Source organism: Salinarchaeum laminariae (genome assembly GCF_023204835.1).
Lineage (GTDB): Archaea > Halobacteriota > Halobacteria > Halobacteriales > Salinarchaeaceae > Salinarchaeum > Salinarchaeum laminariae.
Genome location: NZ_CP096270.1, coordinates 2,617,457 through 2,642,432 on the forward strand (window position 1 = coordinate 2,617,457; position 24,976 = coordinate 2,642,432).

The 24,976-nt window shown below is 64.8% G+C and carries 38 protein-coding genes and 1 tRNA gene; 14 read left to right on the plus strand and 25 right to left on the minus strand.

The genetic code is table 11. The features are described 5' to 3' along the window. Nucleotides 1-17: 17 nt before the first annotated feature. The 5 genes from MXF70_RS12425 to MXF70_RS12445 all read right to left on the minus strand — a co-directional run bounded on the left by MXF70_RS12425 (nucleotide 18) and on the right by MXF70_RS12445 (nucleotide 1,517). Nucleotides 18-248 carry a hypothetical protein gene (locus MXF70_RS12425; protein WP_248515945.1) on the minus strand — a complete coding sequence of 77 codons (231 nt, stop codon included), beginning with the start codon at nucleotides 246-248 and terminating at the stop codon, nucleotides 18-20. Nucleotides 249-252: 4 nt separating this feature from the next. Further along, nucleotides 253-600 (minus strand): ASCH domain-containing protein, encoded by a 348-nt coding sequence (locus MXF70_RS12430; protein ID WP_248515946.1) that lies wholly within the window; start codon nucleotides 598-600, stop codon nucleotides 253-255. Further along, complete coding sequence (locus MXF70_RS12435) at nucleotides 597-833, minus strand: hypothetical protein (RefSeq protein ID WP_248515947.1); 237 nt, start codon at nucleotides 831-833, stop codon at nucleotides 597-599. The genes MXF70_RS12430 and MXF70_RS12435 overlap by 4 nt, the downstream gene beginning before the upstream one ends. Continuing rightward, the gene (locus MXF70_RS12440) at nucleotides 833-1,093 is read right to left on the minus strand and encodes a hypothetical protein (RefSeq protein ID WP_248515948.1); all 261 of its coding nucleotides are present in this window, start codon (nucleotides 1,091-1,093) and stop codon (nucleotides 833-835) included. Before MXF70_RS12440 ends, MXF70_RS12435 begins: the two co-directional genes overlap by 1 nt. A 118-nt stretch (nucleotides 1,094-1,211) precedes the next feature. Further along, entirely contained in the window at nucleotides 1,212-1,517 is a 306-nt protein-coding gene (locus MXF70_RS12445; RefSeq protein ID WP_248515949.1) for a hypothetical protein, read from the minus strand. A 300-nt stretch (nucleotides 1,518-1,817) separates the two neighbouring features. On the opposite strand from MXF70_RS12445, the gene MXF70_RS12450 reads away from it, so the two are divergent. Next, on the plus strand, nucleotides 1,818-2,087 hold the full coding sequence (locus MXF70_RS12450; protein WP_248515950.1) for a winged helix-turn-helix domain-containing protein: 270 nt from the start codon (nucleotides 1,818-1,820) through the stop codon (nucleotides 2,085-2,087). A 58-nt stretch (nucleotides 2,088-2,145) separates the two neighbouring features. Here MXF70_RS12450 and MXF70_RS12455 read toward each other — a convergent pair whose 3' ends face one another. Then, nucleotides 2,146-2,580 (minus strand): type IV pilin domain-containing protein, encoded by a 435-nt coding sequence (locus MXF70_RS12455; protein ID WP_248515951.1) that lies wholly within the window; start codon nucleotides 2,578-2,580, stop codon nucleotides 2,146-2,148. 351 nt (nucleotides 2,581-2,931) lie between these two features. Between MXF70_RS12455 and MXF70_RS12460 the strand changes: the two genes are divergently transcribed. Then, nucleotides 2,932-3,750, plus strand: a complete 819-nt coding sequence (locus MXF70_RS12460) for a hypothetical protein (protein ID WP_248515952.1) — start codon at nucleotides 2,932-2,934, stop codon at nucleotides 3,748-3,750. A 33-nt stretch (nucleotides 3,751-3,783) separates the two neighbouring features. Here MXF70_RS12460 and MXF70_RS12465 read toward each other — a convergent pair whose 3' ends face one another. Both MXF70_RS12465 and MXF70_RS12470 read right to left on the minus strand, forming a co-directional pair. Further along, on the minus strand, nucleotides 3,784-4,080 hold the full coding sequence (locus MXF70_RS12465) for a type II toxin-antitoxin system RelE/ParE family toxin (protein ID WP_248515953.1): 297 nt from the start codon (nucleotides 4,078-4,080) through the stop codon (nucleotides 3,784-3,786). 6 nt (nucleotides 4,081-4,086) lie between these two features. After that, nucleotides 4,087-4,278 carry an antitoxin VapB family protein gene (locus tag MXF70_RS12470; protein ID WP_248515954.1) on the minus strand — a complete coding sequence of 64 codons (192 nt, stop codon included), beginning with the start codon at nucleotides 4,276-4,278 and terminating at the stop codon, nucleotides 4,087-4,089. A 353-nt stretch (nucleotides 4,279-4,631) separates the two neighbouring features. On the opposite strand from MXF70_RS12470, the gene MXF70_RS12475 reads away from it, so the two are divergent. Next, nucleotides 4,632-5,219, plus strand: a complete 588-nt coding sequence (locus tag MXF70_RS12475) for a tyrosine-type recombinase/integrase (protein ID WP_248515955.1) — start codon at nucleotides 4,632-4,634, stop codon at nucleotides 5,217-5,219. Here MXF70_RS12475 and MXF70_RS12480 read toward each other — a convergent pair. After that, the gene (locus MXF70_RS12480; protein WP_248515956.1) at nucleotides 5,214-5,435 is read right to left on the minus strand and encodes a DUF8053 family protein; all 222 of its coding nucleotides are present in this window, start codon (nucleotides 5,433-5,435) and stop codon (nucleotides 5,214-5,216) included. The genes MXF70_RS12475 and MXF70_RS12480 overlap by 6 nt on opposite strands. 121 nt (nucleotides 5,436-5,556) lie before the next feature. Here MXF70_RS12480 and MXF70_RS12485 point away from each other — a divergent pair, with 121 nt between their 5' ends. From MXF70_RS12485 to MXF70_RS12520, 8 genes are all read left to right on the plus strand, one after another. Continuing rightward, complete coding sequence (locus MXF70_RS12485; RefSeq protein ID WP_248515957.1) at nucleotides 5,557-5,778, plus strand: hypothetical protein; 222 nt, start codon at nucleotides 5,557-5,559, stop codon at nucleotides 5,776-5,778. Between the two features lies 1 nt (nucleotide 5,779). Further along, nucleotides 5,780-6,163: a DUF8023 family protein gene (locus MXF70_RS12490; RefSeq protein WP_248515958.1), complete on the plus strand. Its 384-nt coding sequence runs from the start codon at nucleotides 5,780-5,782 to the stop codon at nucleotides 6,161-6,163. Nucleotide 6,164: 1 nt separating this feature from the next. After that, entirely contained in the window at nucleotides 6,165-6,722 is a 558-nt protein-coding gene (locus tag MXF70_RS12495; protein WP_248515959.1) for a hypothetical protein, read from the plus strand. Nucleotides 6,723-6,724: 2 nt separating this feature from the next. Beyond that, on the plus strand, nucleotides 6,725-8,737 hold the full coding sequence (locus MXF70_RS12500) for an Env/VP5 family phage fusion protein (protein WP_248515960.1): 2,013 nt from the start codon (nucleotides 6,725-6,727) through the stop codon (nucleotides 8,735-8,737). 7 nt (nucleotides 8,738-8,744) lie between these two features. Beyond that, the gene (locus MXF70_RS12505) at nucleotides 8,745-9,302 is read left to right on the plus strand and encodes a DUF8063 family protein (RefSeq protein ID WP_248515961.1); all 558 of its coding nucleotides are present in this window, start codon (nucleotides 8,745-8,747) and stop codon (nucleotides 9,300-9,302) included. After that, nucleotides 9,299-10,204 carry a hypothetical protein gene (locus MXF70_RS12510; RefSeq protein WP_248515962.1) on the plus strand — a complete coding sequence of 302 codons (906 nt, stop codon included), beginning with the start codon at nucleotides 9,299-9,301 and terminating at the stop codon, nucleotides 10,202-10,204. The genes MXF70_RS12505 and MXF70_RS12510 overlap by 4 nt, the downstream gene beginning before the upstream one ends. Next, nucleotides 10,197-11,432, plus strand: a complete 1,236-nt coding sequence (locus MXF70_RS12515; protein ID WP_248515963.1) for a hypothetical protein — start codon at nucleotides 10,197-10,199, stop codon at nucleotides 11,430-11,432. Before MXF70_RS12510 ends, MXF70_RS12515 begins: the two co-directional genes overlap by 8 nt. A 162-nt stretch (nucleotides 11,433-11,594) precedes the next feature. Next, complete coding sequence (locus MXF70_RS12520; protein ID WP_248515964.1) at nucleotides 11,595-11,750, plus strand: hypothetical protein; 156 nt, start codon at nucleotides 11,595-11,597, stop codon at nucleotides 11,748-11,750. Nucleotides 11,751-12,040: 290 nt separating this feature from the next. Here MXF70_RS12520 and MXF70_RS12525 read toward each other — a convergent pair whose 3' ends face one another. From MXF70_RS12525 to MXF70_RS12595, 15 genes are all read right to left on the minus strand, one after another. Further along, on the minus strand, nucleotides 12,041-13,924 hold the full coding sequence (locus tag MXF70_RS12525) for a DUF7845 domain-containing protein (RefSeq protein ID WP_248515965.1): 1,884 nt from the start codon (nucleotides 13,922-13,924) through the stop codon (nucleotides 12,041-12,043). Nucleotides 13,925-14,120: 196 nt separating this feature from the next. Continuing rightward, nucleotides 14,121-14,261 (minus strand): hypothetical protein, encoded by a 141-nt coding sequence (locus MXF70_RS12530; protein WP_248515966.1) that lies wholly within the window; start codon nucleotides 14,259-14,261, stop codon nucleotides 14,121-14,123. Next, nucleotides 14,258-14,632, minus strand: a complete 375-nt coding sequence (locus MXF70_RS12535) for a hypothetical protein (RefSeq protein WP_248515967.1) — start codon at nucleotides 14,630-14,632, stop codon at nucleotides 14,258-14,260. The genes MXF70_RS12530 and MXF70_RS12535 overlap by 4 nt, the downstream gene beginning before the upstream one ends. Then, nucleotides 14,629-15,234 carry a hypothetical protein gene (locus tag MXF70_RS12540; protein WP_248515968.1) on the minus strand — a complete coding sequence of 202 codons (606 nt, stop codon included), beginning with the start codon at nucleotides 15,232-15,234 and terminating at the stop codon, nucleotides 14,629-14,631. The genes MXF70_RS12535 and MXF70_RS12540 overlap by 4 nt, the downstream gene beginning before the upstream one ends. Further along, complete coding sequence (locus MXF70_RS12545) at nucleotides 15,231-15,947, minus strand: hypothetical protein (RefSeq protein WP_248515969.1); 717 nt, start codon at nucleotides 15,945-15,947, stop codon at nucleotides 15,231-15,233. The genes MXF70_RS12540 and MXF70_RS12545 overlap by 4 nt, the downstream gene beginning before the upstream one ends. After that, on the minus strand, nucleotides 15,944-16,249 hold the full coding sequence (locus MXF70_RS12550) for a DUF5658 family protein (protein WP_248515970.1): 306 nt from the start codon (nucleotides 16,247-16,249) through the stop codon (nucleotides 15,944-15,946). Before MXF70_RS12550 ends, MXF70_RS12545 begins: the two co-directional genes overlap by 4 nt. After that, nucleotides 16,246-16,725 carry a PD-(D/E)XK family putative nuclease gene (locus tag MXF70_RS12555; protein WP_248515971.1) on the minus strand — a complete coding sequence of 160 codons (480 nt, stop codon included), beginning with the start codon at nucleotides 16,723-16,725 and terminating at the stop codon, nucleotides 16,246-16,248. Before MXF70_RS12555 ends, MXF70_RS12550 begins: the two co-directional genes overlap by 4 nt. Next, nucleotides 16,715-17,068, minus strand: coding sequence for a hypothetical protein (locus MXF70_RS12560; protein WP_248515972.1), 354 nt, complete (start codon nucleotides 17,066-17,068; stop codon nucleotides 16,715-16,717). The genes MXF70_RS12555 and MXF70_RS12560 overlap by 11 nt, the downstream gene beginning before the upstream one ends. After that, nucleotides 17,065-17,274, minus strand: a complete 210-nt coding sequence (locus MXF70_RS12565) for a hypothetical protein (protein ID WP_248515973.1) — start codon at nucleotides 17,272-17,274, stop codon at nucleotides 17,065-17,067. The genes MXF70_RS12560 and MXF70_RS12565 overlap by 4 nt, the downstream gene beginning before the upstream one ends. Continuing rightward, a complete protein-coding gene (locus MXF70_RS12570; RefSeq protein ID WP_248515974.1) occupies nucleotides 17,271-17,504 on the minus strand; it encodes a DUF7563 family protein in 234 nt (77 codons plus the stop codon). The genes MXF70_RS12565 and MXF70_RS12570 overlap by 4 nt, the downstream gene beginning before the upstream one ends. 68 nt (nucleotides 17,505-17,572) lie before the next feature. Next, nucleotides 17,573-17,743 (minus strand) — tRNA-Trp (locus tag MXF70_RS12575). Between the two features lie 80 nt (nucleotides 17,744-17,823). Then, nucleotides 17,824-18,375 carry a cupin domain-containing protein gene (locus MXF70_RS12580; RefSeq protein WP_248515975.1) on the minus strand — a complete coding sequence of 184 codons (552 nt, stop codon included), beginning with the start codon at nucleotides 18,373-18,375 and terminating at the stop codon, nucleotides 17,824-17,826. A 69-nt stretch (nucleotides 18,376-18,444) separates the two neighbouring features. Beyond that, nucleotides 18,445-18,759, minus strand: coding sequence for a DUF8152 family protein (locus MXF70_RS12585; protein ID WP_248515977.1), 315 nt, complete (start codon nucleotides 18,757-18,759; stop codon nucleotides 18,445-18,447). A gap of 10 nt (nucleotides 18,760-18,769) precedes the next feature. Then, nucleotides 18,770-18,997, minus strand: a complete 228-nt coding sequence (locus MXF70_RS12590; RefSeq protein ID WP_248515978.1) for a DUF5795 family protein — start codon at nucleotides 18,995-18,997, stop codon at nucleotides 18,770-18,772. 110 nt (nucleotides 18,998-19,107) lie between these two features. Next, nucleotides 19,108-20,079 carry a DUF5794 domain-containing protein gene (locus MXF70_RS12595; protein ID WP_248515979.1) on the minus strand — a complete coding sequence of 324 codons (972 nt, stop codon included), beginning with the start codon at nucleotides 20,077-20,079 and terminating at the stop codon, nucleotides 19,108-19,110. Nucleotides 20,080-20,744: 665 nt separating this feature from the next. Between MXF70_RS12595 and MXF70_RS12600 the strand changes: the two genes are divergently transcribed. Next, nucleotides 20,745-21,581: a hypothetical protein gene (locus MXF70_RS12600; protein ID WP_248515980.1), complete on the plus strand. Its 837-nt coding sequence runs from the start codon at nucleotides 20,745-20,747 to the stop codon at nucleotides 21,579-21,581. 314 nt (nucleotides 21,582-21,895) lie between these two features. Then, on the plus strand, nucleotides 21,896-22,486 hold the full coding sequence (locus tag MXF70_RS12605) for an Lrp/AsnC family transcriptional regulator (RefSeq protein WP_248515982.1): 591 nt from the start codon (nucleotides 21,896-21,898) through the stop codon (nucleotides 22,484-22,486). Nucleotides 22,487-22,702: 216 nt separating this feature from the next. Here MXF70_RS12605 and MXF70_RS12610 read toward each other — a convergent pair whose 3' ends face one another. After that, nucleotides 22,703-23,761, minus strand: coding sequence for an aldo/keto reductase (locus MXF70_RS12610; RefSeq protein ID WP_248515983.1), 1,059 nt, complete (start codon nucleotides 23,759-23,761; stop codon nucleotides 22,703-22,705). 195 nt (nucleotides 23,762-23,956) lie between these two features. Between MXF70_RS12610 and MXF70_RS12615 the strand changes: the two genes are divergently transcribed. Continuing rightward, nucleotides 23,957-24,862, plus strand: coding sequence for an acyltransferase (locus MXF70_RS12615; RefSeq protein WP_248515984.1), 906 nt, complete (start codon nucleotides 23,957-23,959; stop codon nucleotides 24,860-24,862). The last annotated feature ends 114 nt before the right edge of the window (nucleotides 24,863-24,976 follow it).

Genomic DNA, 24,976 nt, shown 5'->3' on the forward strand with positions numbered 1-24,976 from the left:
TCCCGCACTCGGGGCAGTCAGGCATGCGGAGCCTCCGGGTCACAGCCCAGCCGATGCCCGCCGCGGTTCTCGACGCCGGCGAGCGGATCCTCGTCGGGGTCGGCACTGGCGACGCTCGCCAGGAACTCCGCTGTCGCCGCCCGCTCGTCGCGATCGCAGGGCTCGGGAAGACCCCCCGCATCCGGGTCGGGATCGTCGCCGGCGTTGCCCGGAGTCTCCGGCGGGTCGTCGGAGAGCCGCCAGTGCATGGGCTCACGCATCGATCTCACCCGCGTTCTCGTGGTCCCAGCAGAGCACTCGGCACTCGGTCTCGCGCCGGATCTCGCGATCGTAGTGCTCCTCGAGTGTTTCGAGCAGGGAGCTCACCCGGTCGTGGGCGTGCTCGGCCTCGAACACCCGCATGACGTGGGGCGCGATCTCGACGCTGGCGACCGCGAACGAGCTGATCCGGGCAGTCCAGAAGACCTCGCCGCTGGGGGTCTCGAACTGAAGGTGATCGCCCTTCTCGATCTCCTCGCACTCGTCGATCCGGACGGTCGCGGTCTTCGCGCCGGCCTGGATCGGCTCGACGTAGCGCTCGGCGAACTCGATCGACTTCACGCGTCGGATCCCTCCGTTTGCTGCTCGCGCTGGTAGTCGATCCAGTCGCTCGTGACGGTCTCGGCGTCGGGCGTGTACCACAGCGCACCGTAGAGCGCCACCGCGGCGACTCCGATATATCCGAGCCAGCCGAAGTGCTCGGCCCCGATCCCGGCCCCCAGGCCGCCGAAGTTCGCCATCGCGATGGCGACCATGGTCCGCCCGTGGATCTCGCCGTCGAGTCCCGGGATCATCACCGATCACCGTCCAGGCGGGCCGCCTCGATCGCGTCGCGGACCTCGGCGTCGGTCGCGCCGCCGTCGCGGAGCGGATCGCCGACGATCGTCTCGCCGCGGGGCTCGTCGCGAGCGGCGGGCTTCGGCTCGTCGCGCAGCTCGCGTTCGGCCTCGTGCGGGCACTCGACGCTCATGCTTCCCTCCGCGCCGTCCCGGCGCTCCAGCGGAATGGAGTGAGAGAGCTGGTTGCGGTGTGCCGGACGGGATTGACTCGCCACTGATCCGAGCCCATCGCCTCGTGTCGGTTCCCTATCGCGCAGAGAGCCGCGGCGCCAGCCCGAGTCTCGACGACAGCGAGCGTGCCGGCTTCGAACTCCACCGCGTAGCCCCAGCCGCTCATGCCGATCCCTCCGCGGGCTCGGCGGGCTTGGGCGCCTCGTCAGCTTCCGCAACGCGCCGGAAATAGTCCTCTGCGGCGCGGGCGGCGGAGTGTCCGACGCCCTCGATCTCGGTGCCGTGCTCGGTCGCGCGCCAGCCCTCGTCGGCTTCCTCGACGACGACCTGCGCGAGCCGGCGTTTCGCCGCCGGCCCATTCGTGGATGCGCGTGTGCTTGTGGGATACATCCGGCAACCACTCGGGACGCGCCCGAGGAGTAGGCCGGCCTGAAGCCCGGTGAAAGTGAACGTGTTGCTGCGCGCCATGTCGAGGCGCGGCGTCGATGCGACCAGACGTGCAGGGGATTCAAGCCCCCGCAGGGTGCGAGTTTGCATGCTTCCGTGCTTGTTCACGGAGGCCACGCGGGCCGGCGCTACTACGCCGGGTCCGCAGCTTACTGAGAACCCGACCGACCAGCGGCGGGTCCCGTGTGGCTCCGTTGCTCGCCACCGAGTAAGTACATGCTATTAAATCTAATGCTAAACGCTATCAGCTACAATAGCAAACAATATTATCCTAATCGGTGCCACCTACCGTTATGATCGCTGTTTGTGTGTCAATCGGCAATGCGCCCGCTGGTGTCGTGGATGACTAAGTCGGACCCCGCGATTCTGGAACTGCTGGAGGAAGCTGGAATCGCCCTGCCGCCCGCTGTGATCGCCTACAACATCGAAGGAGTCTCACATCCGACGGTATCACGTCGGCTACCTATACTCAAAGAGCAGGATCTCGTGAAGAAGGTCGAGGAGAGCAAGGGATACTATGCGATCACCGACCGCGGCCGCGCCTACCTCGATGGCGAGCTTGACGCTGACGAACTGGAGCGCGACGGCTGAGGACACTGGGACGCTCGCCGAAAAATGGATTCGGGGAATCCCGAAAAGGTGATTAGCTCTATACGCCGCCAGCCGACAGCTCGTGAGTTGCAAGCGTAGATGAGCTGCCGTCCTTCGACCACACGATCGTCACCGAGTCGCCCTCACTTGCGCCGGAGGGGATGTCAACTTCAATCGTGTCACCGGCACTCAGTTCATCGGGGAGGCCGGTGGGCAACGTAGCGGTAGTGTCACCACCAACGGAGAGCGCGTCTGACTCAATCTCATCGCCAGTGTTGGTCAGTTCGAATGTGACATTATCTACGTTGTCACTCGCATCCAGGCCCTCAGTCGTGTCCCAGCTCGCGGTCGGCGCGGACGGACCGCCGCCACCAAAGCCGAGCACGAACGCACCGATTACCGCTGCCAGGATGACGGTTATGGCGACCATGAGAATGACGCCAATAACCGGCGACACCGCGTCGTCGTCGTTCAGTAGTTCTCGGAATTGCATTGCGAACTGCTCTCCTCACTATTCCATAATAAAACCATTGGCCATTGAAACGTGCCCCAGAGGGGGCACGCCGAGAACTTTAGACAGACGCTAACGCGGCCGCCATATGGGAGTATCGCCCCGACATCGTAAATCTACGGGCCGACGAATCCGAATGGTCCTGAAACGGCCACCACTCTATGTTCTGAAATATAATCCAGACTGGGGTTTCCTCTGAGGCTGAGAGCGCCGTGCGGGGCTTGTTCACAACGAGAAAAGACCCGATTTCCCGATTATCGCGCTGGGGAATCGCACGACGAAACCGCTCCGCGGCCGGAACGTGTTTGGGGCCGGACCGAGTGGCTCGAACCGATGGATCCCGTCCCCCGCGCTCGGTCACTGGCCGATCCGATGCCAACGGCCCCGGCGTTCGCCCGGACGTATCGCGGCCGAGACGGCTGGGACCGAGTCCTCGAGTACCACCGCGTCGCGGACTATTGCGCGGACCACCCGGACGCGGGCTCGTCGGCGGTCGGGAACGCGCTCGATCTCCCCCGCGGCCGCATCAGCGCGTGGGTCGACGACGGCGGCGCACCTGATCCCGTGCACGGCCTCCGGACCGCGCTCGATCGCGAGTGGCTGGTAGCGAAGGGGAACGTCCGACGACGCCGAGCGCTCGCCGTTTGCGTCGCCTGGATCTTCGCTGGCGGCTCGATCGCGACGGAGCACTTCCGCCCGCGCTTCGCCGCCCACACCGACGCCGAGCAGAAGCGGATCACCGAGGCCGCCGTCGATCTCGGCATCCAACTCTCGTGGATCGACCGCGACGACGACGGCCAGGGCATCGAGGCCCGACCAAACGCGGACGCGAGCGTCTTCGGCCGCGTGCTCGTCGCCGCCGGCGCGCCGACAGGCCCGACGCACGTCCTGCCCCAGTGGATCCGTGACGGCCCGGACGACCTCCAGCGCGCCGTCGCGGCCTGCTACGTCGAGTGCCGAGGGCAACGCGCAGGTGACGCAAGACTGCTCCAGATTCGCGAGGAGGCGAGATCCGACGCACACCTCGACGCTCTCGGCGAGCTGCTCGTCGGCGTCGCTGGCGAAGGGTCCTACTCGGTCGGCAACAAGATGCTCCGCCTCGATCGCGAGGCGACCGACGCGCTGCTCGGCGAGATCGACATCGAAGTGTGAGCACCGTCCGGTAACTGGCTGACAAAACGGACCTCAATCGAGGTCGCCGTACTCGCTATGTGCCTGATCTATCGGCAGGATATCCAGCACTTCCACGACGTCTTCGGATTCGTTGATATCGTAGAACGCCGTCCATGTCCTCCCGATGTGCAGTCGGTAGACCTCCTCACCACGCCATGTGATTTTCTCTTTGTCCCCGAGCCCACGACCGGGATAGGGATCTGAGAGCTTTTCGAGGTTCTCACGGACGATCCGCTCAGTCTTCTCCTCGACTTCTTCGAGGAACTCCTGAACTTCCTGAGAGACGAGCAATTGGTACTCGTCACTCATTCAGACTTACACCTCGTCGAGTGGTTCGAACTCGCTCTCCTCGCGAATCTGGTTCATATCCCGGAACAGCCGCTCCTTCTTGCGCTCTTCGACGAGTTCCTCGATCAGCTCGTCGAAGGTCTGTCCCGGACCTTTCAGGTCGTGTAGTTCTTTCCATCGTTCTTCCGTAACTGGAATTCTTTTTTCTGCGTTTGACATTGAGCTTGTCCCACAAACCCGTCGAATCCGATTTCACAGGAGGTTACAGTACAAATCCCAGGAGTCACCTCAGCGTGCCTCGTTCCAGAAATCTCCCCGCTTGATGGTACACTCCTGCTTATACGAACCGGGCCGGCACCCGTGGCTGGCGATTCACTGCGACGATCGCCTTCTTCGGGTGCCATTGAATATCCTTACAACCTGTGCAGTACATAACGCTTGTGCCATCCTGACCACTTCGTCCGGAAACTGGCTGAGTCTCGGACAAATTCGGCGCCGATCGAGCCGCCAACCCCACCGAAAACCCCTTTTACCCCCGCACTGCCGTCCGGGCTGCGAGTGATCCGGACGCCATGAATCTACGAGAACACGAGAACCGCGACGACATGAAGGTCTGGCTGAGCCAGACTGACGTATCGAAACTGCTCGATCGAGCCGACGGCACCCAGCAGCGGCTCGCCTTCGCGCTCGGGGCGCGCTGCGGGCTGCGGTCCCACGAGATCCTCGACGTAGCGCCCGAGCACGTCGCCGAGACCGACGCCGGAACGATCCTCCGCGTCTGGCACGGGAAGGGCGACAAGTACCGCGAGACGCCCGTGCCGCGCGATCTCGCGACGACGATCCGGACTGTCGCCGACGTTCGCGACGAGCCAGCGAGCAGCTCGCTCCTCGACGTGACGAGCACGCGGTCGCTCCGGCGGTGGATCCGCTCGGCAGCCGACGGTCTCGCCGAGGAGAGTGGCGAAGACGGCTGGCGGCACCTCGCGTTTCACGATCTCCGGCGGACCTGGGCGACATCCCTGCGCTCCGCCGACGTGGATGCGATGCTGGTCTGTGACTGGGGCGGCTGGAACGATCTGGAGACGTTCCTCGATCACTACCGCGGGACGCACTCGCCGGAGGCACAACAGCGGGAACGCGAAAAGGTCGACTGGCTATAGCTGGCCTGCGCGAAGAAGGTTGTCGACGTCCGGGACGCTGCCGTCCTCGACGGCGCGGACGAGGTAGACCCGCCGTCCGAGACGCTGGACGTGCATCCGCTGCCCGTCGGGGATCTCCCCGTCGCTGGTCACCAGTCCATCCAGTTCGAGATCGCCTTTATCGAGCGATACGCTGGGCGTGCCCTTCCGGCCACTGAGCTTTCTGAGTCCTCCCATGTTCGCGAAGGAGGGCAGTTTGCCCGGTCAAAAAGGTAGGGGTTAGTGGGGGACGCTACGGGGGTCGCTCTCCCCGGAGATCGGAGCTTGAAGTAGGGGCAGGCTGCCCGCCTTCCCGGTCATGGCAGACGACCTACTCGACAACGACACGGTACAGATGATCGCCGGGATCGGCGCCGCGGCCGGGGCAATCGCCTTCGGCGCGGTCGGTCTCGTAGACACCAACGTCCTCGTCGACACGGCGGGGCTCTCTGGACAGGTCCTCACCGGAGCCTACGGCGCGTTCGTCGCCGCTGGCGCCGCGAAGGGCTGGAACGCCATCGGAGAGATCACCGAGGACTGAGATGGCGAAGAACAAACTCGATCCTCGCGAGCTGCTGCTCGGCGCTCCGGTCTTCATCCTGGGGTCGCTGACGAGCCTCGGGATCGTCGGGCCGGAGGTCTTCATGCTGGACTTCAGCAACGTGCTGCTGGAGGCGGGCAACCTCCGGCTGACGCTGGGCTCGATCGCCTCGATCGTCGCGCTGGGATACATCTACTTCAACCGAGATGTGTCCTTCTTCGAGTTCAACGGCGAGGAGATGTGGCTGGTCTTCGCGACGGCCACGCTCGTCCTCGCGCCCCCGGTCTTCCCGGGGCTCGCGGACTCGCTGGCGACGATGCCGATCGCACTGATCGCCTTCTTCCTGCAGACGGGAGGCTTCACCATCATTTCGATCAAAAACTAACATGAACTGGAACATCCTCAACTCGATCGACCGGGAGAATCGCGTTCCGAACACTGTGGCCTTCCTCGCGCTCGTCGCGATCGCGGGCATCGTCGGCGTCGCCGCGATCAGTGGCGGCGCCGTGGCCGCCGAACCGCTGAACGAGACCGTCGAGGTCGGCAACGACACCGGCACGGTCTACACGGAGGTCACGTTCGCGAGCGGCATCAACGACTCCAACGCGACGGCCGACGTGGTCGTGACCGACGCGAACGGCACGACCGTCGCGAACACGACGATCTCCGGCAACGCGAGCGAGACCGTCGTCGAGGAGTGGGCTGTCAACGACTCCGATCCGATCGGCAACTGGTCGGTCGTGCTGACCGCTGACTCCGGAGTCGTCGACTCCGCCGAGGCCGGGACGTTCGTCGAGGGCGGCAGCGGCGGAGGCGGCGCCGGATCGAGTGACGACGGTTGGGGCTCCATGTGGGGCATCCCGATCTTCGCGCTCGTCATCGGCGCCGTGGCCGCGCTCCTGTTCGTCGGCAACCGACGAGACTGGTTCGAGGACCTGTACTAACGATGAGTCAGGCACAGAACGGCGGCGTCAGCCGTCGCCGGTTCCTCCAGGGAGTCGGCGGCGCTGCTGGCGCCGCGGCGATCGCGACGAGCGGTATCGGCACGGCCGGAGCGATCGACCTCTCGTGGGAGGAGGCATCGGCTGGCGCGACTGTGACCGGGGGCGGGACCTACGGCGTCTATCTCGCGCAAGAGGCTGTCGAGGCGATCGACGGGCAGTCGTTCCCATCTGGGTCGAGCACGCCCGAAGCCATGGCCGAGAGCTGGTATCGCACCGGCAAATACGCCCAAAGTGCGGACGAGACGATGCTCTCGACGCTCTGGAATCGCCTGGAGGACGCGACGACGATCGCGGCGGTCCTCTATAAGGCTAAGGCCATCGAGGCTATCAAGGCGGGGAAGTCAGAGTCTGAGGTACTCACGGCTGCACAGAACGCGGTTTCGAAGTACTACGCGGAGACTGTTCAGACGAATTTCATCAACCACTGGAACGTTCAGGCGTCGAAGCTCGAAGCAGCGTACAAGGAGTTCGACCAGCACGATGGCGTGTCGGATCCAACTGACTTCGCCCGAATCAAGCACGACATTATTGCCTACGACGAGGACAATTCCAACTCCCCCCTTACGGGGAGGTGGAATGGTTCGGTCGCGCTGGAGCCGGTTGATGTAACGCTGCTCAACGGGTCGACGGTCTCCGTGAGCCAGATCCAGGCCAATAGTAGTTCATCTGTCCATTGGGCCGGTGTGAATATGGACTTCAACACGTCCACAACCATCGATCTGAGGGGTCCCAATCCGTCCGTCAGCGGTAGTTCTCAGTTCGACAGCATCGAATATGAGGAGATCTGGGCGAACTGGAACATCCCTGCAAACAAGCTCGACGGGGTAGAGGCTGGAAAGAACGTGAACTGGTGGGTCTATTACCCGGGGGAAGGCCCCGAGACCTACGCCGAGGCCGAAACGGCGATCGAGGAGAACGGTGAGGAATGGGGGAATTTCCGAACCCTGAACCAGTACATGATCCTCTGGGATGGCATCGTCCAGCAACATCAGATGATGCTGGACAACGCCGAGAAGTGGGTCTCGAACGCCTACGGTGCCGTCCAGGCTGGCGAGATCGACGTACAGGATCTCATCGAGAACAATCCGACCGTGATGGCCGCGCAGTGGTCGAGTGAGTACCAGTCGACGGGCCATCTCGCCTACGCCGCGGCCGATCTCGCTGCGCTCGGACTCAGCTTCGACTCCGAGAATCGAATGCGGTTCCAACTCGACGACGGAACGACGTTCGAGGGCACGCTCTACTGCTCGAACTCGGACTTCGAGATCGAGGTTGGAACGGTCATCAGCCCGTCCGAACGGGCTGGCGACTACTACGCAGCCGCCGACACGGAGTCGATGGAACGGCAGCTCCCCTCGGAGGACTACCGCGACAGCATCGACGGCGGGCAGATCAAGCTCAACGTCGGCGTAATCACGGATCTGGAGTACGTCGTCGAGACCAACAGGGGTGAGACGGTGACGATCGCCTGGGACGACTGGTCGATCGCCGAGCCGTCGGACGCGACGATCATCGAGGACGCAACGGCGGTGACCTACGACGCGAGCGGCGACCTCGAGGAGTCCGTCGCGGAAGTGGCGTCAGTGACGCTCCGCTACCAGGGCGACGAGTCGGCGACCGTCATGCAGTTGACGGCGCCGTTCACCATCCTCGAAGCCTACGACGTCGAGAGCGGCGAGGAGGTCGAGACCGTCGCCGGAGAGGGCTACAACCCGACCAGCAGCACGGTCGATCTCTCGTGGATCGAGAACTACCTCGAACGCCGCGAGGACATCGACAACTACGCCACGTCTGGCGGCGGTGGCGGCGGGGGCGGGATCAGTTGGAACGGCTTCGACTGGTCCTGGCTGCCTGGGATGGGCCGCGACGGCTGGCTCACGGGCTCTACGATGGGAGTCCCGAACTGGCTGATCCTCGCAACCGGCGGGATCGCCCTGGTCGTCGCACTGAGGTAACCCCGCCATGCCATCCTCTACTCTCTCCCGATCGGCAGCCGTCGCGCTCGTGCTCGTGATCGCCCTCACGGCCTTCGGTGGCGTGGGGGCGGCGGCCGCGCAGGACGGCGAGGCCGCGAACGGGACCGCGGAGAACTACGAGATCGCGATCGACTCCGAGACGCGCGTGGTCAGCTCGGAGTGGAGCGGCGACACGGTGACGATCGTCGTCGAGAGCGACGTAACCCGGCAGGTCACCGTGACGGACGCGAGCCAGCGCCTCCAGGGCGCCGTGGATATTCGGCGCCAGCGCGTGACGGTGCCCGGCGGCGAGCGCGTCGAGGTCGAGTTCACGGTTCGGAACGAGGACCGGCCCGCGGTGACGGTCGGCACACAGTACGGGCTCGTGGGGCTCGGCAGCGAGAGCAGCAGCGGCGGCCTGCCCGGGATCTCCGGTGACTCGACGTGGCGGTACGTTCAGGTCGCGGCGCTCTTCGCTGCGCTCGGCGGCGGGATCGCGATCGGCGTCGTCGGGTGGTCGAAGGTCGCTGACCAGCACGACTCCCACGAGGTGGTTCGCCCGTGATCCGAACGCTCTTCGGCGTCGACTGGCGGACGACCGGGCCGCGGGAACTGGCTGGTCGGGGCTGGCGTCGCTTCGGCGGCCTGCCGTGGTGGGGCCAGACGGCCCTCATCGGCGTCGGGCTCTACGGGCTCTACCGCCTCTGGATCGCGCTCCCAGTGTGGGGAGCCGTCGCGCTGTTCTCGACGGTCGCCGGGCTCGCGGTCGCGTTCCTCCCGACGAAGCGGATCAGCGACGAACTCGCGAGCGACGAGGCGGAGATCCTCGAAGAGCTCCAGCCCGCCGACGGTGACCGCGCCACTCGAAAGCTCTCGCAGGACCGCTTCGAGGACATGACCGTCGTCGACTACCACGGCGACGAGCACGACGCGTCGTCGTATCTCGTCGAGGTCTCGCGCATGGTCGGCGAGGACGACGACGGGAACAAAATATACCGGAAGGGCTACGAAGTCGATCGGTACTACCCCGACCGGAACCTCGCCGTCGCGTCCTACATGGCGGGCGCGAGCAACGCGGACCTCCGGCGCTACCGGCAGGCGATCTACGAGGTCAAGAGCGAACTGTCGAAAGAGGCCGATCGCTCGCTCGAAGAGATCGTCCAGGCGCCGGAGGCTCGGCGCCGGGCTGCAAGCAGCGCCGTGCAATCGGTCATCGAGGCCGCCGAAAACATCGAATCGCCGGACGGCCCGTCCATGATCGACGAACTCGACAAGCTCCGACGCGAGGGCGAGGAGAGCGTCGACAAGCTGCTCGCGGATCGCGGGATCGACGACATGGGCGAGCGGATCGAGGAGTCCAACGACGAGGACGGCGACGACGGTGCGAAGTCGCCCGATTCCGTCGAGATCTCGATCGGCGACCCGGAATCCGCCGCGGAGAACGGAGGCGAGCCCGCCGATGACTAAACCGGAGTCCGTCGACGGCGAGGGCGGACACGGCCCGATGCGGGAGCTTCGCGAGATCGTCCTGGGGAAGATGGACGTCGAGACGGAGATCTCGCAGATCGCCGGGCTCGTCGAGGACGACCAGATTCGGGAGTTCCTCGTCTTCGCGCAGCAGGAGTACGACCCGACGCGGCACGAGGATCTCCCCTCGTCGTTCTGGGAGACCAAGCTCGCCAAGCGCGCCGTCGAGCAGTACGCGACCGAAACCGCGTCGCAGGCGATCAAGGACGGCGACAACGCGACGGCGGCGTACCTCGCGGGGATCCCGAACTACTCCCGCGACATGAGCGGCGTCGACGCCGAGGACGAGCTGGAGGACTGGCTGTGCCACGACGATCCGTGCAAGGTCGTGTACCTCGCCGCGCTCATGGGCCGCGGCAAAACGTCGTTCGCGGTCCGGTGCATGCAGGCCGTCCATCGGCACTACTCGCGGGCTCGGAAGATCGCCGAGGAGACCGACGGCCTCGATCCCGACGACGTGCCGACGCCGGAGTTCGCGACGAACTTCCGCGTCGACGTGCCGGAGGGCGTCGACTGGAAGCTCATCGACAACTACGACGACCTCGTCGAGTGGACCGAAGAGGGCTCCAGCGATGACGTTCGCTGGTTCTGGTTCGACGAGGCGAGTTCGGAGCTGACCGCGCAGGACGGCGGGAACGCCCAGCGCGTCGTGCGGCTCATGGGCGGCCTCGTCAAGAAGATGCGCAAGAACGGCGTCAACCTCGGAACGATCGGCCACGACAAGGGCGACGTACACGTTCTGTTCCGCTCGATGGCTGACTTCGTCCACAAGCCCGAACTGAAGCGCGTCGTCGTCTACGAGGGCATCAAGGACCGCGAGCCGGTGAACCCGCAGTTCTCCCTTCGCGGCGTCCCGGATGCGACGTGGGAGTTCGATACCGACGACATGGCCGAATGGAGCTGGTCGAGCGACGAGGAGGAGATCGACGTGCCCGCTGGCTACGTTCCCGAGGAGGACATGCGGGATCTGAAGTACCGGCTGCTCGCCCGGATGTACTACACGACCGGCCTCTCCTACTCGAAGATCGCCGAGAAGGCCGAGGTCGGGAAGGGAACCGTCTCGAACGCCACTGACCGCTATGATCCGGCGTCTCTGGGGCTGGAACCGGAGAACTCGCCGGATCGGAGCGGCGGCGGACCGACTGCGGAGGGGCCAGCCGATGACTGATGACCGCCGCCGCCCCCGAATCTGGCAGAGGGCGACGGGACAGCCGGCCGGTCAGCGGACACAGGGGGCCCGCCTACGTGCGTGGCGGGCGAGCGCGCATTATGCGCGTACGCGCGAGCGCTCGCGAGGCGGTTTGAACGATCCCACTGCCGAGGAAACCCCATGATTCGGCCGCTACTCAAGCTGTTCCTGCTTGCTCTCGCGGCCTACGGAGCGTGGGTCGTCGCCGGGGATGCCGGACTGGTCACCGCATCCCCGCCTTCCACCGAGGAGATCGTCGAGCGGCTCATCGGCATGCTGCTCGACGGCGCTTTCTGACCGTACGTAGCTGACCCCACCCCCCGATTTTTCGCGCGCACCCCAAGGGGTGCGTTTCAACTGCACGCCCAGCCGCCGCTGCGGAGTATTTTGGATCTGTGGCCTTAGCCACACTCCCTAAGGGGTCCCTTCCCAGGTTGCGGTGATGATCCAACCGCCGCGGCGCTTCGAGCGTGAGATGCCGCTATCCGGAAAACAAGTGAGCTTGTGGATAACTGCGTTTACTCGAAAAGAGTGCAAGCAGGCTTGTAGAAAAGAACCCTCAGAACGGCGTTGCCACTACTCGGTGCTCACGCGATGGTCTGACCGCCAACACGAAGCAAGCCGCTGAAGCGACCGGCGGCCAGCCGGTGCTTCCGATCCCCGCCCTCGTCGCGCCAGTACACCACGGCGTTCGCGAAGCGCTCGAGGAGATCGCGGCTGGTGTCACGGGCGGCGAGTCCGCCCTCCCGTAGAATGCGCTTGATCTCTGTCTCGCTCCACTGCCCGAGATTCACGTCGAGTTCGATCCAGTCCTCGTCGGGGACGCCTTCGACCGGGGCGTCCATCCCGTCGAGGTCGGAGAGCTTCACGCCGTAGGTCTGCATCCAGCGGGCGAACGGCGAGTCCTGGGGAATATCGGATGCGTCGCTGGCGAGATCGCGCAGCTCGCGCCCAGCCCACTCCGCGGCTCGATCGATCACTTGGAACAGCCCACTCAACCGCTCGCGCATCACCTCGTCCTCGACGGCGATCTCGCCCTGCTCGTTCCGGATCACCGGGCCAGCCTTCTGGAGCGCCCGATAGACGGTGCTCGTGCCAACGTTCGCAGAGTCAGCCAGTTCCTCGTAGTGGAGCTTCCCACCGTCGGCGACGCGCCGCCAGACCTCTTCTTCGGAGTCCGTGAGGTCGGCGGCGTGGAAGCGCTGGGCCGCGAGGTCGGCCTCGACGTCCTCGACGACGTCTATGGGATCGTCGACGATCCGCAGCTTTCGGGGCTCGGCTTCGGCGGCGAAGTACTCGTCCTCGACGTAGGCGGGATCGTCGGCGCTCAGGTTGATCCCGGCCCAGTGCAGGCAGTTGACGAGCGTCTCGTCGATCTCGCCGATGAGGTCGTGCCGATCGTACCCGTCGGGGTCTTCCCACGGGATGTACTCGCGCTCGTCGGGGCTGAACTCGTTGCTGAACTGGAGTTCCAGCTTCGGGTGTGAGGTCGACCCGTCGGGGTTCTTCTCGGGGTTCTTCATGTGGTAGGACTTCAGCAGCGCACCAATCTCGCGGTCGCCGATGAGCTTGCTCCAGATCTTCGGAGTATCGGCAAAGGCGTTGTTGTGGCCCATGATCTCTTCGTTGTCCCACTTCAGCATCCCTCGGCCGCGATTCTGCCAGCCGAAGCGCCCGAGACGCTCCAGCAGCGCGCCCTCTGAAACGATCAACTGCTCGGAGATCGAGCGCATGATCCGGACGTAGGCAGCAGCATTGAACACACGGCTCCAGGGCCGGTATACCTTCTCCGAGTCGAAGTAGCTCGGTCGGATGTCCATTTTTCTGGCGACCGCTCGGAGGATCGGGATGTAGTCCTCCGGATCGACGTAAGATGAGTCGAAACGGACGCGGATGCCCTCGGGGAGATCGTCGGGAAGCGACCGGATGGGATCGCCGTCGGTGCCCTTCGCGTTCGGGAGAGAGGCCTTAAAATCGATCGAGAGCTTCCGGAGGCCCTTTGGGTCGCTCAAATCGGTCAGCTTGATCTTGTACTCGTTGAAAACATCGAAATCCTCGCCCTCAGCGGCGATCCCACTCTCCCAGTAGTTCGCCTTCTGGACCTTCCAGTCACTCCCGGCGACGTCCTCGATGAAGGCCTCGTCGGAGTCCTGATAGGCCAGCGCCTCGTCGAACTGGCTGACCACGGCCCAGTACGGACTCATGCCGTGGCGCCCGCCGTCGAACGTGACGTGCGCGCCGAACTCGTGGATCTCGGGAGCAACCACGCCGTCGCGCAGTTCGGTGTCGGCCTCGGCCGCCTCGTTGGCTTGCTTCTGCGGACAATCGTGAGCCCGCTTGGCGACGAGCGTATCGAACCCCTCGCCGCAGTGCTCGCATCCGTAGTTCGTGGCGTCGGGGTCAGACCGTCCCGGATCGCTGTAATCGCCTTCGGCGAGGGCTCTCTGTGCGTCCGTGAGGTTGTCGGTCACCGATCGGTCACCCCGCGCCGGGAGATGTCGATCTCGCTCCGGTCCGGCAGCGAGCCGCTGCTCGGTTGGTACTGACGGCTGGCCGGCCGCGCCGACAGGCAACTCCGGCAGAGCACGAGCGCCTTCGAGCCGTCAGGAGCGACGTACACGCGAGCGGAGCGCCACCGGGCCCGTCCGCCACAGAGAGCGCACCGAGTCACGAGAGCGGGCCCTCCGCGGCGTCTCGCTGGTCCTGGCGACACTCGGGACAGAGGCAGCGGCAGCCGACCCAGCGGACGCCCTCAGTGGCGCCGCAGCGGCCGCACTCGTCGGCCTCGGGAGCGATCCGGCTGCTCACTTCGATCCGCCTCCATCGCGGCGTTCGAGGATCTTCTCGACTACGTCAACGGTGTGGTCGCCGCAGAGCAGGCGAGCCTGTCCCTGGATCCATATCGGCTCCGGATCTCCGTCGCACCCATCGATTTCGCAGGTCTCTGGCTCTCGAGTCTCGTGGACCCAGATCGCCGCCTGTCCGACGGCGATCACGGTCCCGAGAATGACGGACCCAGCGGCTACCGCGAACATAATCGGAGCATCCTCGGCGGTGAGGCGGAGCCCCCCGACGACGAGATCCCACCAGAGCCAGGGAACCATCGAGCGGATGGCGAACGCTCCAGACACGGCCAGGATGAGACCGAGGAGGGCGTCGTAGAGCCGGGAGCCGCTCATCGCTCACCTCCGTCGCGATCACTTACCGTGTCTACAGAACGGTTGGAATCACCGTCTGTAGCGAGAGATGAACTCGTGCGGCGGTCGATCGTCGCGATCACGTCGCGGTGGATCGGCCCCCGCTGGAACAGGTAGGTATCCTCGCGCTCGAAGGCGCCGAAGGACCGCATGCCCCACGAGTTCCAGCCGAAGCAGATCACCGCGCCGCCCGGCCGGACGAGCTTCTCGAAGCCCTCCAAGGCGCCGTAGACGTCGCTGGCGTGGAGGCCGTCGTACTTCTCCTCCGCCTGCTTCTGATCGAACGGCGGATCGAAGACGATCGTGTCGAAGCTCCGCGGCTCGAAGTGCTCGGGCAGCTCGACGACGTCGAGATAGTGATCGGCGTCGCGCTCCGGGTTGAGGTCGTTCCGGACGATCTCTCCGTCGTGGTTCAGCTTCGTCTTTCCGGCGCAGGCGTTCAGAACGCGGCCCTCCAGCCGCCTCTCGACGAACTGGCGGGCTGGCGTGTACTGGAACGTCCACCGCGAGAGCATCCGCGGCGAGCCGTCGCGATCGCGTCCACCATTCGAAACGGTCTGGTCGACCGCTACAGGGCCGTTCATCGTACCACCTCGGGGAGTTCGGCCTGATCGTCCGCGACCTTCCGCGGCGCCGGGGTGTTGTTGTCCTGGGGGACCGTCCCGTCGCGTTCGTTCGCGGCCTCGAGCCAGCTTCGGACGATCGTCTGAACGTAGACCGCTGGAAGCGCGTTCTTCGCGAGGTGGCCCTTCGGGTAGTCTCCGGTGTAGCCCTTCACGGCGGCCCACCAGTCCCGCGAGCGGTCGCTGTAGAAGTACGGGCTCACCGTCTTCTCGCCGAGGGACTGCTCGCGAGCTGGCGCTCGGATCGGGAATGACGACTCGAACGCTCGCTCGTAGGCGATCGGGAGCCCGAACATCCGGCCGGTCAGCACCGTCGGATCGCGGAGGTCGTCGCGGGGCTTGTTCTCGATCACGTAGTCCTCGGCGACCTCCTGGGCCAGCTCGCGAGCCCGCGGGATCTGGTTGGCGTGGTCCTTCGGATCGCCGCTGATGCTCGTCATGTCGCTGGCGTCCGTGCATCGCGGGTGTAGCACGGCGAGATCCAGGTCCAGGTCCGGCGTCTCCGCCATGAGGTCCATCTGGATCGTCTCGTCGACGACCGGGTTCGGCTCCGGCTCGATCGTCACGCGGACGACCTCCCCGACGCTCGCGAGGACCTCGGACTCGGCACCGTGGTCCGCGAACAGGTGACCGATCCGCCAGCGGTCAGTAGCGGACGTAGATGGATCGATCACGCCGACCACCCCACGACGAGGACGGCAGCGAGATTGTTCGCGACGACGATCGCGCTGAGGGAGATCCCGGCGAGCAGCACGGGCCGACGGCCGTGATCCTCGACGACGCGGACGATCGCGGCGGCGCCGCCGACGTAAACGACCTGCGAGAGCGGGATAGCGAGCAGTCCCACGGCGCCGACGAGTGCTGCGAGCAGCGGATTCGCTTCAGGTAGGCCCATCTCCAGGGCGACCAGCGTGGTCGCGGCGTCGCCAGCGGCGAGCGCCACGAGTGCCGCCCAGAGCGAACGCTCGCGGTTCACTGCGACCACCTCGCCCGATCGACGCCGCGATCGGGGAGCACCTGCGACCAGCGGACCTTCTGATACGGCGATCCGCTGCCATCCGTCCAGCGCCCGATCTCCTCGGGCGTGACGATCGCCGACTCGAGGACGATCACGCGCTCGTCGCCCCCGTGCTCGACCGTCGTATACAGGACCACGGCGTAGTAGCCGCCCTCCTCGACCAGCGTCTCGTGACTGTCGAGGTGGACGTTCAGACGACCTTCGCCGTCGTGGTGGCGCAGGCGGACGCCCTTCGTCTCGACGGGCACCTCGGCGTCGAGGCCGGGCGTCTCATCGGTCGCGTAGCCGTCGCAGGCGTTCCGATTGCAACGATCCAGCGAGTACCGGAGCGCCGCGTAGCGCTCGCAGACGACGCTCTCCAGCGCATGGACGCGTTCGGAGGCGACCGTCGCGAGTTCCTCGTCGAGATCCGTCGCGAAGGCGCTACTCGACATCGGGCACCTCCTCGACGGGAACGGGGACCTCGCGGGTCCGCTGGTCGGCGATCACCAGCTCGACCGACTCCCAGCCGTCGGGCATCTCCGACGGGTGGCGCGGCATCACGATCGGCGTGGGGTGCGCCACGCAGAGCCAGCCGTGGGTGAGCAGCTCGTCGGCCTCGCCGTCGCCCGCGATCTCCGGGTGGGCGATCGTCTGCGTACCGAGCGTGCCGCCGATGGGGCGTCCGTCCTCGGGGCAGATCTGCTTCTCCTCGCCGTTCGTCGTCGGCTCACGGAGGATCGTCTTCGGACGGATCCCGTGGGCGGCGAGTCCGGTCGGTTCGGAGGACTCGCTCATCGGAGATCCACCTCGAAAACCGATGCAGTGAGTGCCAACGCGAACGCGGAATAGTGGTAGGGGGTTGGGTCGGAGAACGGCAGAAGACGTACTGTTTCGACCGACCCGGCGACGATGAAGCAGGCGAGGAGGACGACGAGCGCAATCTCGATAAACGGCGCTGCTCGATCGAGAGAACGGAGCCAGAGAGGGAGCTGGTCGCTCACGCTGACTCACCCCGGAACCGCTCGGGATCGGGATACGGCACGGTCTTTCCGGCGGCAGTTCCGGAGAGCACGCGCCGTCGGCTGTCGCAGCCGAAGCAGCGATGCACGTCGCCGTTCGCGTCGCCGAAGACGCGGCAGAACCGCCCCGTGAGATGCTCGCCACAGTGGCGGCACTCCGATTCGGCCGACGGAGCGGCCCGAGACGCCGGAGTAGGAATGGCGCCGCTCACGCCGACCACCCGGAAATCCGGAAGTTCTGTAAAACAGAGGTACAGCCGCTGTACCTTTTTATTTCAGATGGGGTCGGAGGGATTTGAACCCCCGATCGACTGATATCTCCGATCCGCCTCGGAACTCCAGAGCGTCGTCGTCACGTCCGGTGATCAACCCGGCCGTTCCGTATATCAGGTAGTTCGTCAGAGGCGGGCTCTCTGGAGTCAGTCGCCCTGCCGGACTGGGCCACGACCCCGCGGCCCCGACTTCTGCTGGTCGCACTTTAGGGGTTTCGATTCCCCCGACGTAGCCCGGATGATCCGGACCAGCAATTTGCTACTGCTCCTCCATCGCGCCACACTCCGAGCACGACGACACCGGACCGCCGTTCGGACCGAGCACTGCGTAGAGACTCTCGCCCCCACAGTTCGAACAGGTCGCGGCCTCCTGAGCGCCACACGCCGGGCACTGCAAAACAGGACCGGACTCAGTCACGGACGGCCGTCGAAACTCGTGTCCACAGTCCGGGCAGGGAAGCGGGATCCGAACGTCCTCGGACTCCGGCGGAGCACCAATGGCGAGCAGCTCCACTGGTTCAGCGTGTTCATTACGAACCGACTGGTACTCGCCAGGTGGAAATCGAAGGACTTCCGAGGATTCCAGTTGCACCACGCCGTCGAGCGTTTCGATCGTAGCTGTGCCATCCAGCACGACGAAGATCTCCTCCTGATCACCGTGCGCGTGGAGACCGCTGACACGCTCGTCCGATGCTATGGAGTAGTGGTTTATCGCCACGGTGTCCGCATCCAGCGCATCGGAGAGGTGGCGGGCTGTCGCAGCACCGGTGCACGGTCCTGGTTCGACGGCGTCGAACGCGACGCGCTCCATGGCGGGAGTTCGGACCGCGAAGCAAAAGGACACCGCCAGCAGCGCCCCATCGGGGAACAGCCGGCGGAATTAGCTGGAAACGGCTGCCTCGAGAGCTGCACTCGTCAGGGATTTCGCACGGTCGAGATGTTCGTCCGCTGCCTGGTCGCCGGTCGTACCGACCTCCGAAAGGAGCGACTCGACGTGTCCCAGACGCTCCGAGACGACGGACCGTGAGAGGTCGGCTTCAGCGAGGTCGCGTGCGACCGCTTCGGCCTCGCCAATCCACCGCGCGGCCGACCGCTCGACCGGGAGCTCCTGCGTGGCAGCGAGCTCGGCATGGATCGCGTCGAGCAGTTCGTCGAGGTCGGACGGGTCGGGCTCCGAAGAAGACGCGCCAGTCACGTGACTCGTCTCACTCCCTGTCCGTCTCGGCCCAGTCACAGTCCTGGCACTTGTAGCCGGTCACGAACTCCGTGACTGTCGGCATGTAGCCGACGGCGAGGACGGCGCCGTCACACTCTGGACACTCCCGGTCGGCGTCCTCGATAGCTTCGGCGTCGATCACACCATCGCCTTCGACGATCTCCGCCAGCGATGCAGGGGTCACCATGCGGCCCTGGACGACCCGGTTTTCGCTCATATGACTCCGTCGTTGCTCCCGCTTCGTAAGGGTTGCTAGGATCGCTCGAAGCAGGGTTCGATCGAAACCAAACCACAGAGCGCGAAGCGGACGACCGTCGGTTCAATCGGCTACAACCAGGGTGGGCGATCGTCGTTCGAATCGTCGTCCGGCGCGTCCGGCGGTTGCCCAGTGTTCTCGCCGCCGTCAGCAGCAGTGGACGACGGGGTGGAGGAGGCTGCCGCCCCAGTGGTCGATCCGGTGCTCGCCGCGGACGAGGCCTCCGACTCATTGGCACCCGTGTGGACGGATTCCGGAGCGCCGGGACGGCCGGATGCGTCGTCACTCCAGCCGCCGATCTCCCGGTCGGGGTCGAAGGCGAACAGCGCGGAGAGGCCAAGAACGACCAGCGGCGCGAGATCGGTGAGGAGGCCGACCTCCTGGGCGCCCGGGAGAAGCCCGACGCCGAGCAGGCCCAGCGCCACAGCGCTACCGAACCTGAATCGATCGAGATCGACGACGCTCCGGAGGGTCGGGCTCGTGATCGCGAGCAGGAATGCGAATCCAACGCCGACCAGCGCAGCGGCGACGCCGCGTACGATCAGCTCTGGTTCGGCGGTCGCAGCCAGCGTCGCGTTCGAAGGTTCGATGCTCGCCAACAGGCCCAGGACGATCACGACTGCCGGACGGGGAACGTAGGCAGCGATCCGTGCACTGGCGGTCGATGCCGCGACGGCCAGGACGACCAGCGCGGCGAAGCGGTGGAAGACGACCATGTTGAGAGCGCCCGCGATCGCAGGAGCGAATGCTGCCTCGAGGGCAGCAAGCGCAACGAGGGGCACCGCAACCAATGCGACGATTCGTGCGCCCTCGCGTCCGCTCCCGTCGAAGTCAGCGAGGATCACAGCGACCATCGCACTGCCACCGAAGATCAGGAGCCCGACCTGGACGATTCCTGCCGGGGAGTCGAGCGCCCCAGCGACGATCAGGGCGGGGAAGATACCGTCCACGAGCGGGAGGCACATGACGGTCGCGAGCAGTGCGGCTCGTTGCCCTACGAGTGACTCGATCCGGAGCGCAATCGGGTGCCGAGAGACGCTCATCGACTACCTGGACGCGCCCTCACCCAGGGCCATCGGGTCGTCGTGCCCGCGTGGGCAAACTGGACGGTCTCCGATGACTGCAAAGAATTTTGTCGCCATAGTCTGCCACTCGAACGGGGCGGCCGAACGGAGGCTACCCTGCGGCTCCACAGCGATGCCGGCTCGGAGTGGACTGGCGACGTCCATATATCATAATCGTTCAGGTGCAACAATAAGGGTTGCGTGAGGCACGGCCACACGTTTCACGAGAACGCCCGGACGGACGTACAGAACCAGTGACGAGTCTGCCCGGAAACCAAACAGTTGGAGAGGTAGATCTCGAACGTAGATCACCGGTACGGACGGTCCGGGACCTCGGGAGAATCGTACGATGCGGTAGTAATTTATGCTGCGCCTCCGTACGCGAATCTATGTCCAAGGCCCTCAAAGTGCTCGCGCTGATCGCTGTCGTCCTAATCGCCTACAAGCTCTTCGCGTCCGACTCCGCTGTTGAAGTCGAGTACGAAGCGGAGTAGTCGCTCGCCGGACCCGATAGTTCTCCAGCAGTAATAGATCACCAGTGAGTCACTACTGGCGATCTGGTTGATTCTGCCCTGACCAGCGGTCCCACGACGAATCACGTCGCGAGCGGCGGCCTTAACAGTCCCCTGCCACGTACGACGTGTATGTACGGCGTCGTCACGCGCAACGAGCCCGAGACCACCTGGGAGGAGTTCGACCGCGCGTTCTACGAGGTCAAAGACGTCACTGGCCGTGGCGCCGAACCGATCGAGTCTGCGACCAACATGGTATCTTGCTTCGGCGACACTGCAGCTGTCGAGGCCGATCCGTCACTCGCCGCCGTGGACGCAGACGGAACACTGGCCACGCGTGAGCAGCCCTACTTCGACTGGTCCTACGTCTGTCCTTCGCGCGAAGAGTACCGATCTGGGGTCCTCGCGACCATCGAGGACTGTGCGGCCGTCGCACCCGACGTTCGTCTCGACGACGTCGGGTTCCCTCGCGCGGGCTACTGTCGCTGTGACACGTGCCGGGAGCAGTTCACAGAGAGCGACCACGAGAATTGGCAGGAGTGGCGCGCGGCCCTGATCACGGAGTTCGTCGCCGAAGCAGCGTCCCGGATTCCCGGTCGAACCAGCCTCACACTCTACCCCGACCCCTATCCCGGCCACATCTTCGAACGGTCCGGACTGGACATCGAGGCGATTACGCCCCACGTCGACGAGTTCGTGGTTCCGCTCTACGACACGGCCTATGGGACCACCTACTGGCTCGAAGCGCTGGCGAGTGGGTTCGCCGACAGAATCGAGGCCGATTTCGCAATCGAACTGTACGCGGTGGACGTTGATCTCGATGCGCTAATCCATGCGGCAGAGGTCGCCGAAGCAACTGCGGACGCCATCTACTTCGGGTACGATGCATCGAACGCACGCGCTGCACTGCGACGAATGAACGCGGACGCCCAGGACGGCGTGACCCACGGCGACGGAACCGGCTCGTAATCTCTCGCTCCCTCAGCGTCTTTTCGTTCGGATCCCCAGTCCGCATTTCGAGGCTCGACAAGATCGACCTTTCATCGAATAGACAATCTGTCAGACGCCTGTACGACGGGGGTCGAAACGAACCCAGAAATAAGGGCAAACGACGGCAAAAATCCTGACCAGTATCGGCAGAAGTGGCCCGCATATATCGCATAATTACAAACTCTTCCAGCATATTCCACCCTTGTGGCAATAGTTCCGGCCGCATAGAATAAAACAAAAATAAATCGCCGGATGTCGAAAATGGTATATGCGAACCGTCGGTACTCCGGTACATGCCCCAGCTCGACGATACGGATCTCGAGATCCTCCGGCTCCTGGTCGCCAACGCCCGCAGGCCATACAGCGAAATCGCCGACAAAGTCGGGGTCTCGCCCCCGACAGTCTCCGACCGGATCGACCGACTGCAGGAACTCGGCGTCATCCGCCGGTTCACCCTCGACGTCGATCGGTCGACGCTCGACGCCGGCATCCAGGTCCTTATCGACGTATCTACCGCCCCAGGAACAACCGAAGACGTTGCAGAGAGCCTCGCTTCCCAGAACGTCGTCGAGCACGTCTACGCGACCGCAGACGGCTCGGTCGTCGCCCACGCCACAGTCCCCGAGGACGCCGTCCACGAAGTGCTCGAAGAGAGCGTCGCCACGGAGAACGTCGAATCCTTCGACGTTCGGTTGCTCACTGACGAGCAGTGGACCCCCGAAGTCTCAGGGACGGCGTTCGCTCTCGAGTGTGCCGTCTGTGGCGACGAAGTGACGAGTCAGGGCGAAACCGCGCGGATCGACGGTGAGTTCGTCGCCTTCTGTTCGTCCAGCTGCCGCGAAGCGGCTGCCGAAGAGGGACAACTCGCAGCCGACTCGATCTAACCTCGAACGCACAGCGCCATTTTCCGTCCATTCCAGTCGACGAGCCGCTGCTGGGTGCGGGTGAAATCCACGACGCGACACTTCGGAGTGTAAGTGGTCCTGAGGAGGCCCGGGTGCGTGCAGTCTGTCGGTCTGCAGTGGAAATCCGCAGCCGACGCTGAACCGAATTGCAGTTGGTCAGTCCAACAGAAGAAGGGCCGGCGAGGTCACCCGGAATCAGTACGCAGCAGGCTCCTTGTCGAGACCCGCCTCGCGGATGTCCTCGCCGTCGACGGACGTCCTGAGCGAGTCCATGCCGTCGTCGGAGTCGATGTCGAAATTGTCGGCGTAGAGCTCTTGCACGCGCTCGTACTCGGCGTCGGAGAGTGGCGGCACCCCCGAGGCAGCGGCCCACGCCGTCACGTCGGCCTCCGAACGGAACGTCGGCGTCACGCTGGCGACGGCGTCGTGATAGAGGAGCCACTGGATGGCCGCCTGAGCGAGGGTCCGCTCGCCGTCACGTTCGAGGAACCGGATCTGTTCGACTTTCTCCCAGCCGGCCTCGTACCACTCCTCTGGCCGGTGTGACCGGTGGTCGCCCTCACCGAGTTCGGTGTCGGGCGTCACCTGTTCGTTGAGCAGCCCGGATGAATGGGGCACTCGCGGAAGCAGACTCGTCGATGCGTCGTGTGCGTCGATTTTGTCGAGGAAATGTTGGCCCGGCTCCTGTTCGAAGAGGTTGAACACGGTCTGGAGCGCGTCGACGTCCGCTTCAGCGGCGGCCTCGCCCTCTGCGAGCCAGCCGATCGAGGGACCAAGTGCCCAGCCGACGGAATCGACGCGGCCGGACTCCTCGAGACGGTCGAGTGTCTCCAGCACGTCAGCGTCGATCTCGTCGACGTTCGCGTTGTGGACCATCAGCAGGTCGACGTAGTCGAAGTCGAGCCGCTCGAGCGATCGATCGAGTGCCGTCTCGATCCAGTCGGGCTCCATCCGCTTGGGCAGCTCGCCGTGTCCCGCCTGCGGATTGTTGTAGAAGTCGTAGCCGACTTTCGTAGAGACGACGACGTCGTCCCGGTGGTCGGCGAGCGCTTCCCCGACGATCTCCTCGCTGTCGCCGTGACCGTAGACGTCGCCGGTGTCGAAGAAGTTGATGCCGGCATCGAGTGCGGTGTCGATCATGTCGAGATCGTCTTGGTGCGTTCGGTTGCCCCACCAGTCCGTTCCCACTACCCAGGCGCCGAAAGCGACCTCGCTGACCTCGAGGCCTGTCTCGCCGAGTTCCCGATATCGCATACGTGTACCTTCGGGTCCGCGTACTTAGGAGACGCGGAAGGCGTGGATCGGTCACCCGTGGAATCGGGGGCCACAACGACTGCGATCCACGGAGCACGAAATACTCGAAGGCGCCAGCGATTCGGGCATCAGACGCCGACGGAGCCGCGTTCCGCGACGGAAACCCATATCAACAGCCGCGATCAACGACCAGCTATGACGAAACGTCACGTCAGCCTCCCCACCGACGCGGAGGCGGGCGTCAGGGCGTTCATCGACGAGGTCGACGAGCGACTCGCGTCCGAGGAAGACACGTGTCGCGTCGTCGAAGACGTCCTCGTCGACCTCTTTGGGGACCGCGATGCCTACGACCGCTGGCAGAACGGTGAGAGCGTCTCCGCTGCGGAGCGCGTGCGACTGCAGAGCTACGATCCCTGTAACACGACGCTGGAAAGCGAATACTACGCCGAAAAAGACGAGGAGCAGTTCCGCGAATCGAAGCACCTCCAGTGGCTCTGGCGGCAGTTCGACGCGACGCCGCTGGCCGACAATGTCGAGTTCGCACTCCGGTTCCGTCGAATGCTCGCCACACACCTGTTCGAGGACTGTGGCGAGGGGTGCCGATTCTTCAAGAATATTAGCTTCACCTACGGGCACAATATTGAGGTCGGCGACAACGTCGTGATCCACGACGACGTCCACCTCGACGATCGCGGGAAGCTGACGATCGGCGATCGCGTCTCGATTTCCGACGACGCGCACATCTACAGCCACGACCACGACGTCGTGGACCAGACGGAGATCACGAACTACCACACGATCATCGAGGACGACGTTCGGCTGACGTACGACACCATGCTCCGTGCGGGCTGCAAGATCGGCGAGAACGCGCTGATCGGTGCGAAGTCCTCCGTCACGACAGATATTCCCGCCCACCACATCGCAGTGGGGTCGCCCGCAAAAAGCGTCAAGGTCAAACCGGGCTGGGAGCCCGTCGCAGCGCCACTCGACGATTCGAGCGATACCGATCGCAACGAACGCGTCATCGAACGAGGGATCCCGGACGACCTCCGGACGTTCGACGAGTTCCAGCGCGATCTGATACCTCCGGGAGATTCCTGATCGCAATCGGCTGCCGTCATAGCGGCCATTCGACGCTTCAGAACCGCGATTACAGCTCGCGACGAAGACGGTAGAACGCGGATCACCTCATTCGGATCTTCCTGAAGTTTTTTT

Coding starts and splice junctions, on each gene's coding strand:
- MXF70_RS12425 (WP_248515945.1), bottom strand. CDS start 248: ATGCACTGGCGGCTCTCCGACGACCCGCCGGAGACTCCGGGCAACGCC.
- MXF70_RS12435 (WP_248515947.1), bottom strand. CDS start 833: ATGATCCCGGGACTCGACGGCGAGATCCACGGGCGGACCATGGTCGCC.
- MXF70_RS12445 (WP_248515949.1), bottom strand. CDS start 1,517: ATGGCGCGCAGCAACACGTTCACTTTCACCGGGCTTCAGGCCGGCCTA.
- MXF70_RS12450 (WP_248515950.1), top strand. CDS start 1,818: ATGCGCCCGCTGGTGTCGTGGATGACTAAGTCGGACCCCGCGATTCTG.
- MXF70_RS12455 (WP_248515951.1), bottom strand. CDS start 2,580: ATGCAATTCCGAGAACTACTGAACGACGACGACGCGGTGTCGCCGGTT.
- MXF70_RS12460 (WP_248515952.1), top strand. CDS start 2,932: ATGGATCCCGTCCCCCGCGCTCGGTCACTGGCCGATCCGATGCCAACG.
- MXF70_RS12465 (WP_248515953.1), bottom strand. CDS start 4,080: ATGAGTGACGAGTACCAATTGCTCGTCTCTCAGGAAGTTCAGGAGTTC.
- MXF70_RS12470 (WP_248515954.1), bottom strand. CDS start 4,278: ATGTCAAACGCAGAAAAAAGAATTCCAGTTACGGAAGAACGATGGAAA.
- MXF70_RS12475 (WP_248515955.1), top strand. CDS start 4,632: ATGAATCTACGAGAACACGAGAACCGCGACGACATGAAGGTCTGGCTG.
- MXF70_RS12480 (WP_248515956.1), bottom strand. CDS start 5,435: ATGGGAGGACTCAGAAAGCTCAGTGGCCGGAAGGGCACGCCCAGCGTA.
- MXF70_RS12485 (WP_248515957.1), top strand. CDS start 5,557: ATGGCAGACGACCTACTCGACAACGACACGGTACAGATGATCGCCGGG.
- MXF70_RS12490 (WP_248515958.1), top strand. CDS start 5,780: ATGGCGAAGAACAAACTCGATCCTCGCGAGCTGCTGCTCGGCGCTCCG.
- MXF70_RS12495 (WP_248515959.1), top strand. CDS start 6,165: ATGAACTGGAACATCCTCAACTCGATCGACCGGGAGAATCGCGTTCCG.
- MXF70_RS12500 (WP_248515960.1), top strand. CDS start 6,725: ATGAGTCAGGCACAGAACGGCGGCGTCAGCCGTCGCCGGTTCCTCCAG.
- MXF70_RS12505 (WP_248515961.1), top strand. CDS start 8,745: ATGCCATCCTCTACTCTCTCCCGATCGGCAGCCGTCGCGCTCGTGCTC.
- MXF70_RS12515 (WP_248515963.1), top strand. CDS start 10,197: ATGACTAAACCGGAGTCCGTCGACGGCGAGGGCGGACACGGCCCGATG.
- MXF70_RS12520 (WP_248515964.1), top strand. CDS start 11,595: ATGATTCGGCCGCTACTCAAGCTGTTCCTGCTTGCTCTCGCGGCCTAC.
- MXF70_RS12535 (WP_248515967.1), bottom strand. CDS start 14,632: ATGAGCGGCTCCCGGCTCTACGACGCCCTCCTCGGTCTCATCCTGGCC.
- MXF70_RS12540 (WP_248515968.1), bottom strand. CDS start 15,234: ATGAACGGCCCTGTAGCGGTCGACCAGACCGTTTCGAATGGTGGACGC.
- MXF70_RS12555 (WP_248515971.1), bottom strand. CDS start 16,725: ATGTCGAGTAGCGCCTTCGCGACGGATCTCGACGAGGAACTCGCGACG.
- MXF70_RS12560 (WP_248515972.1), bottom strand. CDS start 17,068: ATGAGCGAGTCCTCCGAACCGACCGGACTCGCCGCCCACGGGATCCGT.
- MXF70_RS12580 (WP_248515975.1), bottom strand. CDS start 18,375: ATGGAGCGCGTCGCGTTCGACGCCGTCGAACCAGGACCGTGCACCGGT.
- MXF70_RS12590 (WP_248515978.1), bottom strand. CDS start 18,997: ATGAGCGAAAACCGGGTCGTCCAGGGCCGCATGGTGACCCCTGCATCG.
- MXF70_RS12595 (WP_248515979.1), bottom strand. CDS start 20,079: ATGAGCGTCTCTCGGCACCCGATTGCGCTCCGGATCGAGTCACTCGTA.
- MXF70_RS12600 (WP_248515980.1), top strand. CDS start 20,745: ATGTACGGCGTCGTCACGCGCAACGAGCCCGAGACCACCTGGGAGGAG.
- MXF70_RS12605 (WP_248515982.1), top strand. CDS start 21,896: ATGCCCCAGCTCGACGATACGGATCTCGAGATCCTCCGGCTCCTGGTC.
- MXF70_RS12610 (WP_248515983.1), bottom strand. CDS start 23,761: ATGCGATATCGGGAACTCGGCGAGACAGGCCTCGAGGTCAGCGAGGTC.
- MXF70_RS12615 (WP_248515984.1), top strand. CDS start 23,957: ATGACGAAACGTCACGTCAGCCTCCCCACCGACGCGGAGGCGGGCGTC.